Genomic DNA, 15,414 nt, shown 5'->3' with positions numbered 1-15,414 from the left:
TGAGCGCTTCTCACGCCAGGCGGTCTCGCATCCACACAATGCAACGGTCGGCCTGCAGGCCGGGCACCGCGATCGATTCCATGTGAAACACCTCGGTCCAGGGCGGCAGCAAGGCCAGTTCGTCTTGCGGGTGCTTGCCCTTCATGGCCATCCACACGCCGCCCACCTTCAGCGCGCCGCGCGACCAGTTCACGAAGTCCGCCAGCGAGGCAAAGGCCCGCGAAGCGACCACGTCGAAGCCCTGGCCCTTCTCACGGTCCAGCGTTTCCACCCGGGCGTGCAGGCCGTGCAGGTTGGGCAGCGCCAAGGCGGCGGCGGCCTGTTGCAGGAAGGCGGCTTTCTTGGCCACGGTGTCCACACAGGTCACATCAATGTGTGGGCAGGCGATGGCGATCACCACGCCGGGCAGCCCACCGCCCGACCCCACGTCCAGCAGGCGCAGGGCGCGACCGTCGGTCTCTCGCAGCAGCGGGCCCACGGCCGCCAGGCTGTCGAGCAGGTGGTGCGTGAGCATCTCGGCCGGCTCGCGCACTGCCGTGAGGTTGTAGACCCGGTTCCACTTCTGCAGCAGGGCCAGGTAAGCCAGCAGCAGCTCCACCTGGGCATCATCCAACTCCAGTTCCAGCGCGGCCAGCCCCTGGACCAGGGTGTCCTTCAGGGCGCTCATGCGGCCGAGCCTTCCGTGGTGGGCACCGTGGCAAAGCCCTTGAAGCCGCCCTTCTTCAGGTGAATCAGCAGCAGCGAGATGCTGGCGGGCGTGATGCCCGAGATGCGCGAGGCCTGCCCCAGGGTTTCGGGGCGGTGCTTGGCCAGCTTCTGGCGCGCCTCGAACGACAGGGCCTTCACTTGCAGGTAGTCCAGATCAGGCGGCAGCTTCAGGTGCTCCAGGTTGGCGGCGCGCTCGACCTCGGCCTTTTGGCGGTCGATGTAGCCGCTGTACTTGGCGGCAATGTCCAGTTGCTCCAGCACCGGCTCCAGCAGGTCGCCCAGGGTTTCACGTGAAACCTCGGGGTTCACGTAGGCGCCGCCGTTCATGCCCACCAGTGCCTCATAGGGCACGCCCGGGCGGCGCAGCAGGTCAAACAGGTTGTGCTCGTGCTCGATGGCCTTGCCCAGCACACGGGCGCTCTCTTCCGCCGGCAGGTTGCGCGGGTTGACCCAGGTGCTTTTGAGGCGCTCGGTTTCACGTGAAACCGCGTCGCGTTTGCGGCAGAAGGCGTCCCAGCGGGCATCGTCCACCAAGCCCATGCGGCGGCCGGCTTCGGTCAGGCGCATGTCGGCGTTGTCTTCGCGAAGCTGCAGGCGGAACTCGGCCCGGCTGGTGAACATGCGGTAGGGCTCGGTCACGCCCTGGGTGACCAGGTCGTCCACCAGCACGCCCAGGTAAGCCTGGTCGCGCGAGGGCAGCCAGGGCGCCTCGCCCTTGCACTGCAGGGCGGCGTTGATGCCGGCAAACAGGCCCTGGGCCGCCGCCTCTTCGTAGCCGGTGGTGCCGTTGATCTGGCCCGCAAAGAACAGGCCCTGGATCTGCTCGGTCTCGAAGCTGCTCTTGAGTGAGCGCGGGTCGAAGTAGTCGTATTCGATGGCGTAGCCCGGGCGCAGGATGTGGGCGTTCTCCAGGCCTTTCATGCTGCGCACCAGGGCGTACTGAATGTCAAACGGCAGGCTGGTGGAGATGCCGTTGGGGTACACCTCGTGCGTGGTCAGGCCCTCGGGCTCTAGGAAGATCTGGTGGCTGTCTTTGTCGGCGAAGCGGTTGATCTTGTCTTCCACGCTGGGGCAGTAACGCGGGCCCACGCCCTCGATCTTGCCGGTGAACATGGGGCTGCGGTCAAAGCCGCTGCGGATGATCTCGTGCGTGCGCTCGTTGGTGTGGGTGATCCAGCAGGGCACCTGCCGGGGGTGCATGCTGGCCTTGCCCATGAAGCTGAAAACGGGCACGGGATCGAGGTCACCCGGCTGCTCGGTGCACTGACTCCAGTCGATGGTGCGGCCGTCCAGGCGCGGCGGCGTGCCGGTTTTCAGGCGGCCCTGCGGCAGCTTGAGCTCTTTCAACCGGGCCGACAGGCTCACCGCCGGCGGGTCGCCCGCCCGGCCGGCGCTGTAGTTGTTCAGGCCCACGTGAATCTTGCCGTCCAGGAAAGTGCCTGCGGTCAGCACCACGGTGCGCGAACGGAAGCGGATGCCCACCTGCGTCACCGCCCCCACCACCCGGTCACCCTCCACCATCAGGTCGTCCACCGCCTGCTGGAACAGCCACAGGTTGGGCTGGTTCTCCAGCATGCGACGAATGGCCGCCTTGTACAGAATGCGGTCGGCCTGGGCCCGCGTGGCCCGCACGGCCGGCCCTTTGCTGCCGTTGAGGATGCGGAACTGAATGCCGCCCTCGTCGGTGGCCAGGGCCATGGCGCCGCCCAGCGCGTCCACCTCTTTCACCAGGTGCCCTTTGCCGATGCCGCCAATGCTGGGGTTGCAGCTCATCTGGCCCAGGGTTTCGATGTTGTGCGTGAGCAGCAGCGTGGCGCAGCCCATGCGGGCCGCGGCCAGGGCGGCCTCGGTGCCGGCGTGGCCGCCGCCGACGACGATGACGTCAAATTCTTGGGGGTACAGCATGGAAAGGAACTCCGGAGGCCCGACGAGTGCGCGCCGAGGCAACCGGAGATTGTCCCACCGATGCCCGCATCGCGTGCAAAGCGCTCATGCACCGTGCGCGGCGCGCAGGCACAACACCCCTCCCGGGTATCCAGGCGATGTGGCTGCCCCCTCAACTGAACGATTCTGCAGAGGCCGCGACGTTGCGGCTGACTCAGGAGACCTTATGAAAACCGTCTTGTTCACCCTAGCACTGCTCGCCCAGATGACCGTTCAAGCTGCCGTCTCGGATCGATTCGTGAGCGCCGCCGCATCCGCCGACACCTCCAACGATGTACCGATCGTGGCGAAAGCTGCGAAAGAAAACGGTTCACCCGGGCACCAGCAGAACCGACGGTCCTCGACCAAGCGCTAAGCCTGCACCCGGCCTTCGGGCTTGAGCCACACACCCCCCAAAAACCAGCCAGCGGTGTTCCACGTGAAACACCGCTGGCCCTGGGTTCGTCTGCACAAGTCATGATCTGCCATGTGGCGTACGTAGCGACCGATCCGGACAAGGAAGCCGCTGGCGCATAGGTCACTCGCCGGGCAGGCCAACCAAGCACCCCTTCAAGACGCTGACTTGGACGCCAGAAGCCACCATCCGGCCAAAGCCCCCTCCATTCGCGCTCAATCTGGATGGTCTGCTCGCCCAAGCACGACGACAGCTGCCTGGATCTGCTGAAAAACACCACCGACTGGCCTCACCGTCGCGCCAAGACCCCGGCCCGATTGAACCGGGTAACGTGAGCCGGTCTTCCAGCAACCGCTTCGTTCATAAAGCACATGGCAGGCCCATTGCTGCCGTTGAGAATGCGGAACCGATTGCCCCTCGCCGGCGGCCACTGCCAGTATCAGGGCGGACGCCCCGCCCATGCTGACCGCACGCAGGTTGCCCTTGGCGCCGATGAGACCGCCACCCCGATGAAGACAAATTCTTGGAGATACGGCATGTAAAGAAGCGCCAGGTGGGACCGTGCGAGCGGGGGGCTAGGCACCATAGACGCCAGCCCCGCTGTACCACACCGGCTGTTTGACGCAGCGGCTGCAACCCACCCGATTCGCCACCCCATACAGCGCCATGCTGGCCGGACGATTCAACAGGTGCCGCGATGTTGCGGCGACTCTCAGGAGGCTCACATGAAGACCGCTTTGTTCACCCTGGCCCTGTTGGCTCAACTGGCCACCGCCCAAGCCGCCACCGTCCCTGCGCCAGCGCAAGACGAGGCATCCACCACCGCCAGTGCACCCGCCACCAACGGCGGCGAGATGCTGGCCCTGGTGACGTCACCAACCCGCAGCAAGCGATAAATCAGTCACGTCCGCACGCCCTGAGGCAAACAGGCAACCGCCCAACCTCAGGCGTGCCGTTCACATGACAAGGTGAACCTGGCGGCGCCCCTCCCGGAGGCGCCGCCAGCCGTCGATTAGAGGCACGTTTCACGTGAAACACCCCCACCCATGGCTTACCGGCACAATCGCTGCCCATGTCCCATTCACACCCCCTCCCCTTGCTGGTGTTCGCCGGCAGCACCCGAAGCCAATCCCTGAACCGCCGTCTGGCCCAGGTGGTGGCCGACCTGGCCGAGGCCGCTGGCGCAAAGGTGACCCGCCTGGAACTGGCCGACCACGAACTGCCGCTCTACAACGCCGACCTGGAAGCGCGCGGCACGCCCGAGGCCGCCATTCGCCTGAAAGAGATCTTCCACGCCCACCCGGCCTGGATCGTCTGCTCGCCCGAGTACAACGGCAGCTACACGGGCTTGCTGAAGAACACCATTGACTGGGTCTCCAGCCCCGCCAAGGCCCACCCCGAGTGGACCAGCGGCACCAAGCCCTTCGCGGGCAAGGTGGTGGGGCTGCTGAGCGCTTCGCCGGGCGCCCTGGGCGGGCTCAACAGCCTGTCGCACCTGGCACCGCTGCTGCGCCGCCTGCAGTGCTGGGTGGCGCCGAACCAGTTTGCCGTGGCCAAGGCCAACGAGGCGTTTGACGCCGATGGCCGCCTGGTCAGCGAGGCCGCTCGCCAATCGGTGCAGGCCGTGGTGGACCAGGTGCTGTGGGCCGGGCGGCGCCTGGGCGCCTGAGGCCCATGGACTGCCGCCCTGGGTGCGCCGCCTGTTGCATCGCACCGTCCATCAGCAGCCCTCTGCCGGGGCTTCCCCAGGGCAAGCCGGCCGGCGTGCCCTGCCCGCACCTGGACGAGGCCCTGCGCTGCCGGCTGTTCGGCTTGCCCGAGCGCCCGGCGGTGTGCGGCTCTCTGCCGCCGTCGGCCGAAATGTGCGGGACGAGCCGCGAACACGCCCTGCTCTTCCTGCGCAGGCTGGAGCAAGCCACCGCCCCCTGAGCGCACGCCGGGCACAAAAAAGCCCGCACGGGGCGGGCTCTTCCATCGCGCGTCAGCCGATCACTGCTTGACGGCTTCCACTTGCACGATCAGGCGCACGTTCTTGGGAAAACCCCAGTCGATGCCGTAGTTCATGCCGTGGGCGGTGCGGTCGATCACGGCCTCGAAGTCGCCACCGCACACCTCACGCTTGAGCATGGGGCTGTCGTAGCAGTTGAACTGGCTGGCCTTCAGGGTCAGGGGCTGGGTCTTGCCCAGCAGGGTGAACTGGCCCTGCACCTCGGTCACCTTGTCGCCGGTGAACACGAACTTGTCCGACACGAAACGGGCCTTGGGGAACTGGGCCACGTTGAACAGGTCGGCGCTCTGCAGGTGCTTGTCAAAAGCGGCGGTACCGGTGTTGATGGAGCCCACGTCGATGGTGATGTCCACCTTGCCGGTCTTCGCGGCGCGGTCGAAGGAGATGGTGCCTTCCTTCTTGTCGAAGCGGCCACGGTTGGTCGAGGTGCCGAAGTGGCCGATCTCGAAGGTGGCGAAGGTGTGCGTCGGGTCGATCGCGTAGTCGGCGGCCTGGGCAGCACCGGTGGTCAGGGCAGCCGCGGCGGCCAGCAGGGCGAGGGAATGGCGCATGGAAAAACTCCTGTTGAACAAAAAGGGAACGGGAAACGGAGAGGTCACAACTTGCCCACGCCGGTGAGCGTGAGCTTGAACTTCACTTGCACCTCGTCGGCCACCATCGAGGTGTCCGACCACTCCTTCTCGCCAATGCGGAAGGTCAGGCGTTTGATGGGGAAGGCGCCCGTGGCCACGGTCTGGGCCCCGTTTTGCGCCAGGGTCACGGGAACGACCACGTCGCTGCTCACGCCCTTGATGTTGAGCTTGCCGGCCACTTCAAAGCGGGTGGCGTCCAGGCGCTTGACGGCGCTGGACTGGAAGGTGGCCTTGGGGAACTGCGCCACGTTGAACCACAGCGGCTTGGGCAGTTCGGCGTCGGTCTCGCGCACGCCCAGCGTGGCGCTGCCGGTGTCCACGGTGAAGGCAATGTTGGCGGCCGCCGGCTTGGCCGGGTCAAAAGCCACCTGGGCCGAGAAGGTGCGGAAGCGCCCTTCCACCGGCACGCCCATCTGGCGGCTGACGAAGGCAATCTCGCTCTGCGCCGGCACCAGGGCCTGTTGGGCCTGGGCCACCAGGGGCAGGCTGGCCACGGCCAGCAGCGAGAGGGACAAAACGCGGGTATTCATCGAAAAATCCAATACAGACAAGGTCAGAGCATGCGGCGCAGCAAGCCGTCGCGGTCGATGACCGCGTGCTTGAGCGCACCCAGCACATGCAGCAGGGCCAAGCCCACCAGGGCGAAGGCAGAGAGCTCGTGCCAAGGCTTGATCGCTTCGGCCAGGTCTGGGTTCACGGGCACGAAGTCGGGCAGCGGCAACTGGCCGAACAACACGATGGAAAAGCCCGCGGCCGAGCTGTAGGCCCAGCCCACCAGCGGCACCACGAAAAACAAGGCGTAGAGGCCCAGGTGCGTCAGGCGATGGGCCTGCCGCTGCCAGGCCGGCATGGCGGCCTCGATGGCCTCGGGCAAGGCCGGCGGGCGCTTGGCCCAGCGCCACAGCAGGCGCAACACCGACAGGCCCAGGATCACCATGCCCGCCCACTTGTGCCAGTTGTAGAGCTTCAGCCGCTGCGGCGAAAACGGCAGGTCGGTCATGTACAGACCCACGGCAAACAGGCCCAGAATGGCCAGGCCTAGCACCCAGTGCAGGGCTCGGGCCACGGGGTGATAGCGGGCGACGGAAGGGGTAGGCATGCCCGGCAGTGTAGAGAGCGCCCTGGCGGCTCAGGTCAAAACGGCTTGAACCCTACGTTCAAATATTTTGAATGAACTTTGCCAACCCGTTCGCGTCTTGCATGCCCCGCACGGGCCGCACTCCTACAATCCGCCCATGCCAGAGACCTCCCCGCCCGACCTGCTGACGCTGTACCCGGCGCTGGCCGCGCTGCCGTCACTGGTGGCCAGGCTCACCCCCATGACCGTGCCCCCCGGCACCCGACTGTTCCGCGAGAACGACCCCTGCCAGGGCTTTCCGCTGGTGCTGGCAGGCGAGGTGAGGGTCTCGCGCGCCGCGCCCAACGGGCGCGAGCTGGAGCTGTACCGCGTGGCACCGGGCGAAATGTGCCTGGTGTCGTCGGCTGGCCTGTTTGCGCAACAGCCGCTCACCGCGCGCGGCGTCGCCACCAGCGACACCACGCTGTGCCTGCTCCCACCGGCCGACTTCCAGACCGCCCTGGCCGACCCTGATTTCCGGCAGTTCGTGCTGGGCCTGTTCGCGGCCCGCATGGCCGACCTCACCGGCCTGATCGAGGCGATCGCCTTCCAGCGCCTGGACAGCCGCCTGGCCGCCGCCCTGCTGGGCCACGGCCCAACCTTGAAGACCACGCACCAGGCCCTGGCCGACGAACTGGGCACGGTGCGCGAGATCGTCACCCGCCTGCTGCACCGGTTCGAGCGAGATGGCCTGGTGGAACTCTCCCGCGAGAGCATCGCCATCCGCGACAGCGCGGGCCTGCGCGCCATCGCGGCCGGCCCAACAGCCTGAGCGGCGCCCTTCGTGGCTGTGTGACCACGGTCACAGACGGGCGCCGCCGCCGCGGGTCCAATCGCACCTGTTCCCATCGCCCCGCGATGGCCCCAGAACCCTCGTCCCACAGGAGCATTCACATGACCAAAAACGTCGGCGGCATCGACCGCATCCTTCGCATCGTGGTCGGCGCCGCCCTCATCGTGGCCGCCGCCACCGGCACCGTGGGCCTGTGGGGCTACATCGGCGTGCTGCCGCTGCTGACCGGCCTGGTCGGCTGGTGCCCGCCCTACGCCCTGCTGGGTTTCAACACCTGCTCAGTCGGCAAGAAGTAAGCGGCGCGCGCATGTCCTGACGGGGACATGACAGCCCGCCCGCCGCGCCCTACAGTGTCCCGGACCGCCCACCCAGAGGCGGTTGCGGAGACACGACATGCACATCCCTTCCCTGCGCGACGCCGTGAGCGCCGACGAGTGGGCGCTTCGCTGTGACCTGGCCGCCTGCTACCGCCTGGTGGCCGCCTACGGCTGGAGCGACCTGGTGTTCACTCACATCAGCGCCAAGCTGCCCGACTCGGTCACCGGCGGCGAGCACCAGTTCCTCATCAACCCCTACGGGCTGATGTTCGACGAGATCACGGCCAGCAGCCTGGTCAAGGTGGACATGGGCTGCCGCAAAGTGATCGACTCGCCCTTTCCGGTGAACCCGGCGGGCTTCGTGATCCACAGCGCCGTGCACGAGGCGCGGCCCGAAGTGGGCTGTGTGCTGCACACCCACACCCGCGCTGGCGTGGCGGTGAGCGCGCAGCAACACGGCATCCTGCCCATCAGCCAGCAAAGCACCTTTGTGCTGCACTCGCTGGCCTATCACGACTACGAAGGCGTGGCCTTCAGGCCCGACGAGAAGCCACGCCTGCAGGCCGACCTGGGCCAGGCCAACTTTCTGGTGCTGCGCAACCACGGCCTGCTCACCGTGGGGCGCGGCGTGGCCGAGGCCTTCCTGAACATGTACACCTTCGAGAACACCTGCCGCATTCAAGTGGACGCGCTGGCGGGCGGAGGTGAATTGACCCAGGTGAACCCCAGCATCCTGGCCAACATGGGCGAGGTGATGAAGGTGGCCACGGCGGGCCAGGGCGCGCAACTGGCGTGGCCCGCGCTGCTGCGCAAGGTGGAACGGCTCGACCCGTCTTACAAGACCTGAAACCGCGCGCCGCCCTCAGGCCGCGCGGGTGCGGGCCTTGGGGGCATCGGCCACGAAGGCCGCCATGCCATCCAGCACGGTGCGCAGGCGCATCAGCTCGCGCGAACCGTCCAGCCGGGTGGACAGCGCGGCCAGGCGCGACACCCAGCGCAGGCGGGGCAAGAGCCGCGCCACGAACACCCGCAGATCGGGGTGGCCATCGGTGGGCTCGTCGGCATAGGCCCGCAGCACCTGCGCCACCGCCTGCGGCCCCAGCGGCTGCAGGTAACGCGCCAGCGAGAGCAGCAGTTGTAGCGCGTCATAGCGCTGCACCGTGGACAAGTCCATGCCCGGCAACAAGCGCTCTTCGAAATCGAGCCGGGCAAAGAAGCGCCCGTTCCAGGTGACGTTGCGCGTCTGCGCGCCGCCATGCCAGTGCCCACGGGCGTGAAAGGCGGCCAGGTCGGCAGCGGCCGCGCACATCAGCGGCAAGCGGTCTTGCTCGCGCATGCGGTGCAGCAGGTGGTCCAGCGTGGCGCCAATGTCGCCCGTGGTCAGGGAATGGCCATCAAAGGCCAGCACCGCCGGCACGTGCTCGCCAGCGGCGGCCAGGGCCTGCAAGCGCTCGTGCTCAAAGGCCAGCAGGGCCGCGCCATCGCGCTGGCGCACCGCGCCCCAGGGCACGGGCACGCCAACGTAATGGGCGAACAGCCAAATGCCCAGCGACTTGCGCCAACTGCGCAAAGGGCGGTCGGCGGTCTTGGTCCAGGCCTTGGTGTCGGGGGCGGGGGCGTTCTCGGTCACGGGCGGGATTATCCCGAAAACCCCAGGGAGCACCGCCAGGCGGGATCAGGAGCGCTCGGCGTAACGCGCCCATTCCCACTCGCCCACGTGGGCGCACCAGGCCGCCCATTCGGCCTGATGGTGGGCCAGCAGTTGCCCGCAAAACTCGGCACCCACGGCCTCGCACAAGGCGCCATCGGCCGCCAGCGCCTGCGTGGCCTCGAACAGATCGCGCGGCAACACGGGCGGCACCGCCGCGCCCGAGGCCTGCCGCTGGTAGAGGTCGTCCGCGCAGGGGTCGGGCGCTGGCAGCCCCTGGTCAATGCCCGACAAACCCGCCGCCAGCGTGGCCGCCAGGGCCGCGTACACGTTGCAGGCCGGGTCGGGCAGGCGCCACTCCAGCCGCCCCGCCACCACCCGCACCAGGCACGTGCGGTTGTTGTCGCCCACGGCCTTCCACACCGGCGCCCAGGTGGTGCCCGAGGCGCTGCTGCACACCGCCAGGCGTTTGTAGCTGTTGACCGTGGGGGCACACACGGCGGCCAGGGCGTCGGCGTGGTGCAGCAGGCCGGCCGCGAAGCGCAGGCCTTGCGGGCTCAGGCCCATGGGGCCATCGGGCGCGGCCATGACGGCCCGCCCCTTGGCGTCGGTCAGGCTCAGGTGAAAGTGCAGCCCGCTGCCCGGCGCGTTGGCCAAGGGCTTGGGCATGGTGGAGAACACACAGCCATGGCGCTCGGCCACCTCGGCGGCGGTGAGCTTGAAGAGCTGGTAGCGGTCGGCCGCGGCCAGGGCCTCGTCGTGCCGGTAGTTGATCTCGTACTGGCCGTTGGCGTCTTCGTGGTCGGTCTGCTGCCACTCGAAGTCCAACGCCGCCAAGGCCTCGCGCATGTCGTCCAGAAAGCCGTGCTGGCGCCCCAGCGAGCGCAGGTCGTACGAAGGCTTGGCCAGCGCATCACGCGCATCGGCCACGCCCAGGTGGCCCTGCGCGTCGCGGCGCAGCAGAAAAAACTCGGGCTCGATGCCCACCCACAACGTCCAGCCGCGCTCGGCCAGGCGCTGCACCTGGTGCTTGAGCACCTGGCGCGAATCGGTGGCCAGCGGCTGGCCGCCAGCAAAGCCGTCGCACACCGCGTGCGCCACGCCGGGCCGAAACGGCAAGGGCCGCAGGGTCTCGGGCAGCACGCGGCCCATGTACTCGCTGCGCGGGCCCATGCGCGGCAGCCCCGTGCCCACGATGCTGGGCCCGGCAAAGCCCACGCCCTCGGCCACCGCCTGCGGCAAGGCGCTCAAGGGGATGAGCTTGCCTTTGGGCGAGCCGGCCAGGTCGGTGAAGGTGGCCAGCACCGAGTGGATGCCCTGCGTGCGCAGGGCGGCCATGCGCTGCGTCAGCCCACCCGGGGCCGCACTCACCCCAGCACCTCGGCCAAGGCGGCGTCCAGCGTGGCCAGACCTTCCTCGAACACGGCGTCTTCGATGGTGAGCGGAAACAGGAAGCGGATCACGTTGCCGTACACGCCGCAGGTGAGCAGCAAGAGCCCACGCGCCAGCGCGGCGGCCTGCACGCGCTTGGTGAGGTCGGCGTCGGGCGCGCCGGTCTTCGGGTCGATGAACTCGCAGGCGATCATGGCGCCCAGGCCGCGCACGTCGCCCAGCGCCGAATACCGCGCGCGCTGCGCGATCAGGCGCGCCATGAGCTGGTCGCCCAGGCGGCGGGCGCGCTCGCACAGGCGCTCTTCTTCGATCACGTCCAGCACCGCATGGGCCGCCGCAATGGCCAGCGGGTGCCCGGCATAGGTGCCACCCAGGCCGCCAGGGGCGGGCGCGTCCATCACCGCCTGCCTGCCCGACACGGCCGACAGCGTGGTGCCACCGGCCAGGCTCTTGGCCATGGTGATCAGGTCAGGCCGCACGCCATAGTGCTCCATGGCGAACAGGTGGCCAGTGCGGGCGAAACCGGTCTGCACCTCGTCGGCGATCAACAGAATGCCGTGCTGGTCGCACAGCTCGCGCAGCCAGCGCACGGCGGCGGGCTGGATGGGGTTGAAACCGCCCTCGCCTTGCACTGGCTCGAACACGATGGCCGCCACGCGCGAGGGCTCGATGTCGCACTTGAACAGGTGCTCCATGGCCTTCTTCGTGTCGTCCAGCGAACTGCAATGGCAGGGAAACGGCACGTGGTAAATCTCGGGCGGGAACGGCCCAAAGCCAGCCTTGTAGGGCTGCACCTTGCCGGTGAGCGACACCGCAAACAGGCTGCGCCCGTGGAAGGCGCCGCCAAAGGCGATCACGCCGCTGCGCCCGGTGGCCGAGCGCGCGATCTTGATGGCGTTTTCAATGGCCTCGGCGCCCGTGGAGAAAAACGCGGTCTTCGCCGGCCCGTCAATCGGCACCAGCGCGTTCAGGCGCTCGGCCAGCGACACGTACTCGGCGTAGGGCACCACCTGGTAGCAGCTGTGGGTGAAGCGCTGCAACTGCGCCGCGATCGCCGCCTGTACCTTGGGGTGCACGTGGCCGGTGTTGAGCACCGCGATGCCGCCCGCAAAGTCAATGAAGCGCCGGCCTTCGATGTCCCAGAACTCGGCGTTCTTGGCGCGGTCGATGAAGAAGTTGCCCATCACCCCCACGCCGCGCGGCGTGGCCGCCAGCCGGCGCTCGTGCCAGGCGGCGTTGGTGTGGGGAGCGTTCAGGTGCTGAGGGGGCTGGGGGGCGTTCATGGCGGTCTCCTTCAGACAGGCGAATCGATCCGGATCCAGGTGGTCTTCACCTCGGTGTATTTGTCAAACGCGTGCAGCGACTTGTCGCGGCCCACGCCGCTTTGCTTGAAGCCGCCAAAGGGCACGGTGATGTCGTCTTCGTCGTACTGGTTCACGTGCACCGTGCCGGCACGCAAGGCGCGCGCCACGCCATGGGCCTTGTTGAGGTCGCGCGTCCACACGCCGGCCTGCAGGCCGTACACGTTGCGGTTGGCCTGCTGCACCACGTCGGCCACGTCGGTGAAGCTCAGCACCGAGAGCACCGGGCCAAAAATCTCCTCGCGCGCAATCGTCATGTCGTTGCGCACGCCGTCAAAAATGGTGGGCAGCACGTAGCAGCCGCCCTTCACCGGCTCCACCGCCTGGCCACCGGCCAACAGCTTCGCGCCCTCACGCTGGCCGCTGTCGATGTAGCGCATCACCGTGTCGAGCTGGGTGCGGTCCACGATGGCGCCCATCACCGTGTCGGCGTGCAGCGGGTTGGCCGGCTGGTACTGCGGCACCAGCTTGAGCGCCTTCTCCAGAAAAGCCTCTTTGATGGACGCCTCCACAAACAGGCGCGAAGGCGCGTTGCAGCTCTCGCCCTGGTTGAAGAAGATGCTGCCCACCGCCGCTTCCACCGCGCGGTCAAGGTCGGGGCAGTCGGCGAACACGATGTTGGGCGACTTGCCACCCAGCTCGGTCCAGGCGCGCTTGAGGTTGCTCTGCCCCGCCATCACGTGGATCTGCTTGCCCACGCGGGTGCTGCCGGTGAAGGCGATGCAGTCCACGTCCATGTGCAGCGCCAGCGGGCTGCCGGCCTCGGCACCAAAGCCCGGCACCACGTTGAACACGCCCGGCGGAATGCCGGCCTCCAGCGCCAGCTCGGCCAGGCGCAGCGCCGTGAGCGGGCTTTTCTCGCTGGGCTTGAGCACCACCGAATTGCCCGCGGCCAGGGCCGGCGCGATCTTCCAGGCCGCCATGATCATGGGGTAGTTCCAGGGCACGATCACGCCCACCACGCCCACCGGCTCTCGCGTGATCAGCGCCAGTGCCGTGCTGGGCGTGGGCGCGATCTCGTCGTACACCTTGTCCACCGCCTCGCCGTACCAGCGAATGCAGTTGGCCGCACTGTTCACGTCCACCGAGCGCGAGTACTTCACCGGTTTGCCCATGTCCAGGGTCTCGGTCAGCGCCAGTTCATCGGCGTGCGCCAACAGCAAATCGGCAAAGGCGATCATCACGCGCTTGCGCTGGGCCGGCGGCAAGCCGCTCCAGCGCCGGTCTTCGAACGCGGTGCGGGCCGCGCCTACCGCCGCGTCGATGTCGGCCGCGCCACCGCGCGCCACCTGGGCCAGCACGCGGCCGTCCACGGGGGACACGTTGTCAAAGGTCTGGCCATCGCGGGCCGCCACGCGCTCGCCGTTGATGAGCGCTCGGCCGTCGAAAGACGGGGTCTGGGGTGCAGGGGCAGCAGAGTTCATATTGGAGGGCAATCAAGACGCAATTGGCCCCATGCTACGCCCCAACTTTGCTGTCGCGAGCATCCACTTTGGCCCCAGTGAAGGCATCCACTGAGGGCGCCAAAGAAAAAGGGCCACCGGTGGTGGCCCTTCGCTGGTCAAGCAAGGCAATCAGAAGCGAATGCCGTAGCTCAGGCCCAAACCGCTGATCTTGGTGCTGTTCTTGTTGTAGTAGCTCATCCAGCTGGCCTGCAGGTAGGACGACTTGGACAGGTTGTAGTTGGCACCAAAACCATAAGCCAGGTCGCTGCCGCTGTCGGACACGGAGCCCGTGGGATCCGAAAACTTGAGGCTGCTGTGCTGCCAGCCCAGGCGGCCAAAGAGTTGCAGGTCATCGGTCACGTTGGCCGAGGCGCGGGCGAAGAAGCCCACGCCGGTGCCCACTTTGATGTCAACGCCCGAACCGGCGCCGTTGATCTTGGCTTCGCTGTTGCCCGCGCCGAAGGCCAGGAGACCTTCCAGCGAGAGGTTGCTGTTGACTTGGTAGCCCGCAATGCCGCTGATGGCACCGGGCGATGCTTTCAGGGCCAGAGCGCTGCTCTTGACGCTGAGCTTGCTGTAGCCCAGTTCGAAATACAGCGGGGCTTCAGCGCCTTGGGCGTGCGCGGCGCCAACAAAAGAAAAAGCCGCCACGGCGGCCAGGGATGCGAAAAGAGTCTTCTTCATGGGGTGTGACAAAAAAGAAAGGCCTTTGCGGATGCAAAGGCCTTGTAATAGTACTTTTTGTTAACAACCGATACCCACCACCCCACCCCGCTTGGCGGGGCCAGGCGGGCTCAATGCCCCTGAAGCGCGGCCTGCTCGGCCCGCATCGCGGCCGCGATCTCACGCTCGCGGCGGCGGGTCTGGCGGGCCACCCACACGGCGTAACCCACGATCACGATGGTCACGGTGACGATGAGCAAGGTGGCCGCCGCGTAGATGGTGGGGTTGATGCCACGGCGGGCGTAACCGAAGATCACCTGCGGCAGCGTGTTCACGCCCGGGCCGGAGAGGAATTCGGAGATCACCACGTCATCGAACGACAGGGTGAAAGCCAACAGGAACGCGGCCAGGATGGCCTGGAAGATGTTGGGCAAGGTCACCAGGAAAAACACCTGGTGCGGGCGGGCGCCCAGGTCCATGGCGGCCTCTTCGATGCGGCGGTCCATCTCCATCAAGCGGCTCTGGATGACCACCATGCCATAGGCCATGCCCAGCAGGGTATGGCCCAGCACGATGGTGAGCATGCCGCGCTCGGGCCAGTCGAACACGTTTTGCGCGCCCACGGCCAGCAGCAGCAGAGACAGGCCGATGATCACCTCGGGCATCACCAGCGGGGCGTTGACCATGCCGCTGAAGATGGTGCGCCCGGCAAAGCGCTGGTAACGCACCAGCACGAAGGCGGCGAAGGTAGCCAGCACGGCCGAGAGCACGCCGGTGATGGCGGCGATCTTCAGCGAGAGGAAGAAGCCTTCGACGATCTTGGTGTCGCGCGTGAGGGCCTCGTACCAGCGCAGCGAGAAGCCGGTGAAGCGCGCGTCTTGCCGGGTGCTGTTGAAAGAGAACAGGATCATGAAGGCCAGCGGCGCGTAGAGGAACGCGAAGACCACCAGCATCCAGAGCTTGCCGACGTGTTTTTCGAGCAGGGCTTTCAT

Annotated in this window: 18 protein-coding genes; 7 read left to right on the top strand and 11 right to left on the bottom strand. The window is 67.4% G+C overall.

The window, feature by feature from the left end:
- Window positions 1-10 precede the first annotated feature (10 nt).
- Window positions 11-667, bottom strand: coding sequence for a 16S rRNA (guanine(527)-N(7))-methyltransferase RsmG (rsmG, locus tag ACE3RQ_RS14715; RefSeq protein ID WP_374522798.1), 657 nt, complete (start codon window positions 665-667; stop codon window positions 11-13).
- Window positions 664-2,613 carry a tRNA uridine-5-carboxymethylaminomethyl(34) synthesis enzyme MnmG gene (mnmG, locus tag ACE3RQ_RS14710; protein WP_374522797.1) on the bottom strand — a complete coding sequence of 650 codons (1,950 nt, stop codon included), beginning with the start codon at window positions 2,611-2,613 and terminating at the stop codon, window positions 664-666. The genes rsmG and mnmG overlap by 4 nt, the downstream gene beginning before the upstream one ends.
- 205 nt (window positions 2,614-2,818) lie before the next feature.
- Between mnmG and ACE3RQ_RS14705 the strand changes: the two genes are divergently transcribed.
- From ACE3RQ_RS14705 to ACE3RQ_RS14690, 4 genes are all read left to right on the top strand, one after another.
- Window positions 2,819-3,007 (top strand): hypothetical protein, encoded by a 189-nt coding sequence (locus ACE3RQ_RS14705; protein WP_374522796.1) that lies wholly within the window; start codon window positions 2,819-2,821, stop codon window positions 3,005-3,007.
- 764 nt (window positions 3,008-3,771) lie between these two features.
- Entirely contained in the window at window positions 3,772-3,942 is a 171-nt protein-coding gene (locus ACE3RQ_RS14700) for a hypothetical protein (RefSeq protein WP_374522795.1), read from the top strand.
- A 176-nt stretch (window positions 3,943-4,118) separates the two neighbouring features.
- Window positions 4,119-4,715, top strand: coding sequence for an NADPH-dependent FMN reductase (locus ACE3RQ_RS14695; RefSeq protein WP_374522794.1), 597 nt, complete (start codon window positions 4,119-4,121; stop codon window positions 4,713-4,715).
- A gap of 5 nt (window positions 4,716-4,720) precedes the next feature.
- Complete coding sequence (locus ACE3RQ_RS14690; RefSeq protein WP_374522793.1) at window positions 4,721-4,975, top strand: YkgJ family cysteine cluster protein; 255 nt, start codon at window positions 4,721-4,723, stop codon at window positions 4,973-4,975.
- A gap of 60 nt (window positions 4,976-5,035) precedes the next feature.
- On the opposite strand, the gene ACE3RQ_RS14685 is transcribed toward ACE3RQ_RS14690, so the two are convergent.
- From ACE3RQ_RS14685 to ACE3RQ_RS14675, 3 genes are read right to left on the bottom strand one after another with little or no spacing between them, the layout of a single operon-like run.
- Complete coding sequence (locus ACE3RQ_RS14685; protein WP_374522792.1) at window positions 5,036-5,605, bottom strand: YceI family protein; 570 nt, start codon at window positions 5,603-5,605, stop codon at window positions 5,036-5,038.
- A gap of 44 nt (window positions 5,606-5,649) precedes the next feature.
- Window positions 5,650-6,216, bottom strand: a complete 567-nt coding sequence (locus ACE3RQ_RS14680) for a YceI family protein (RefSeq protein ID WP_374522791.1) — start codon at window positions 6,214-6,216, stop codon at window positions 5,650-5,652.
- 23 nt (window positions 6,217-6,239) lie between these two features.
- Complete coding sequence (locus ACE3RQ_RS14675; RefSeq protein ID WP_374522790.1) at window positions 6,240-6,785, bottom strand: cytochrome b; 546 nt, start codon at window positions 6,783-6,785, stop codon at window positions 6,240-6,242.
- Between the two features lie 136 nt (window positions 6,786-6,921).
- Here ACE3RQ_RS14675 and ACE3RQ_RS14670 point away from each other — a divergent pair, with 136 nt between their 5' ends.
- From ACE3RQ_RS14670 to ACE3RQ_RS14660, 3 genes are all read left to right on the top strand, one after another.
- On the top strand, window positions 6,922-7,575 hold the full coding sequence (locus ACE3RQ_RS14670) for a Crp/Fnr family transcriptional regulator (RefSeq protein ID WP_374522789.1): 654 nt from the start codon (window positions 6,922-6,924) through the stop codon (window positions 7,573-7,575).
- A gap of 122 nt (window positions 7,576-7,697) precedes the next feature.
- A complete protein-coding gene (locus ACE3RQ_RS14665) occupies window positions 7,698-7,892 on the top strand; it encodes a DUF2892 domain-containing protein (protein ID WP_374522788.1) in 195 nt (64 codons plus the stop codon).
- A gap of 97 nt (window positions 7,893-7,989) precedes the next feature.
- Complete coding sequence (locus ACE3RQ_RS14660; RefSeq protein WP_374522787.1) at window positions 7,990-8,760, top strand: class II aldolase/adducin family protein; 771 nt, start codon at window positions 7,990-7,992, stop codon at window positions 8,758-8,760.
- Window positions 8,761-8,775: 15 nt separating this feature from the next.
- Here the strand turns inward: ACE3RQ_RS14660 and ACE3RQ_RS14655 are convergent, their stop codons facing one another.
- The 6 genes from ACE3RQ_RS14655 to ACE3RQ_RS14630 form a co-directional block, all read right to left on the bottom strand.
- Window positions 8,776-9,543 carry a hypothetical protein gene (locus tag ACE3RQ_RS14655; protein ID WP_374522786.1) on the bottom strand — a complete coding sequence of 256 codons (768 nt, stop codon included), beginning with the start codon at window positions 9,541-9,543 and terminating at the stop codon, window positions 8,776-8,778.
- A 45-nt stretch (window positions 9,544-9,588) separates the two neighbouring features.
- Complete coding sequence (locus tag ACE3RQ_RS14650) at window positions 9,589-10,932, bottom strand: type III glutamate--ammonia ligase (RefSeq protein WP_374522785.1); 1,344 nt, start codon at window positions 10,930-10,932, stop codon at window positions 9,589-9,591.
- A complete protein-coding gene (gabT, locus tag ACE3RQ_RS14645) occupies window positions 10,929-12,236 on the bottom strand; it encodes a 4-aminobutyrate--2-oxoglutarate transaminase (RefSeq protein WP_374522784.1) in 1,308 nt (435 codons plus the stop codon). Before gabT ends, ACE3RQ_RS14650 begins: the two co-directional genes overlap by 4 nt.
- Before the next feature lie 11 nt (window positions 12,237-12,247).
- A complete protein-coding gene (locus ACE3RQ_RS14640; RefSeq protein WP_374522783.1) occupies window positions 12,248-13,738 on the bottom strand; it encodes an aldehyde dehydrogenase in 1,491 nt (496 codons plus the stop codon).
- A gap of 150 nt (window positions 13,739-13,888) precedes the next feature.
- Window positions 13,889-14,443, bottom strand: a complete 555-nt coding sequence (locus tag ACE3RQ_RS14635) for a porin family protein (RefSeq protein ID WP_374522782.1) — start codon at window positions 14,441-14,443, stop codon at window positions 13,889-13,891.
- A 110-nt stretch (window positions 14,444-14,553) separates the two neighbouring features.
- Window positions 14,554-15,414 (bottom strand): ABC transporter permease, encoded by an 861-nt coding sequence (locus ACE3RQ_RS14630; protein WP_374522781.1) that lies wholly within the window; start codon window positions 15,412-15,414, stop codon window positions 14,554-14,556.

The sequence above is a fragment of the Hydrogenophaga sp. genome, from assembly GCF_041913525.1.
Classification (GTDB): domain Bacteria; phylum Pseudomonadota; class Gammaproteobacteria; order Burkholderiales; family Burkholderiaceae_C; genus Hydrogenophaga.
The sequence above is the reverse complement of the archived record's forward strand: the minus strand, read 5'-3'. Positions and strand labels throughout refer to the sequence as shown.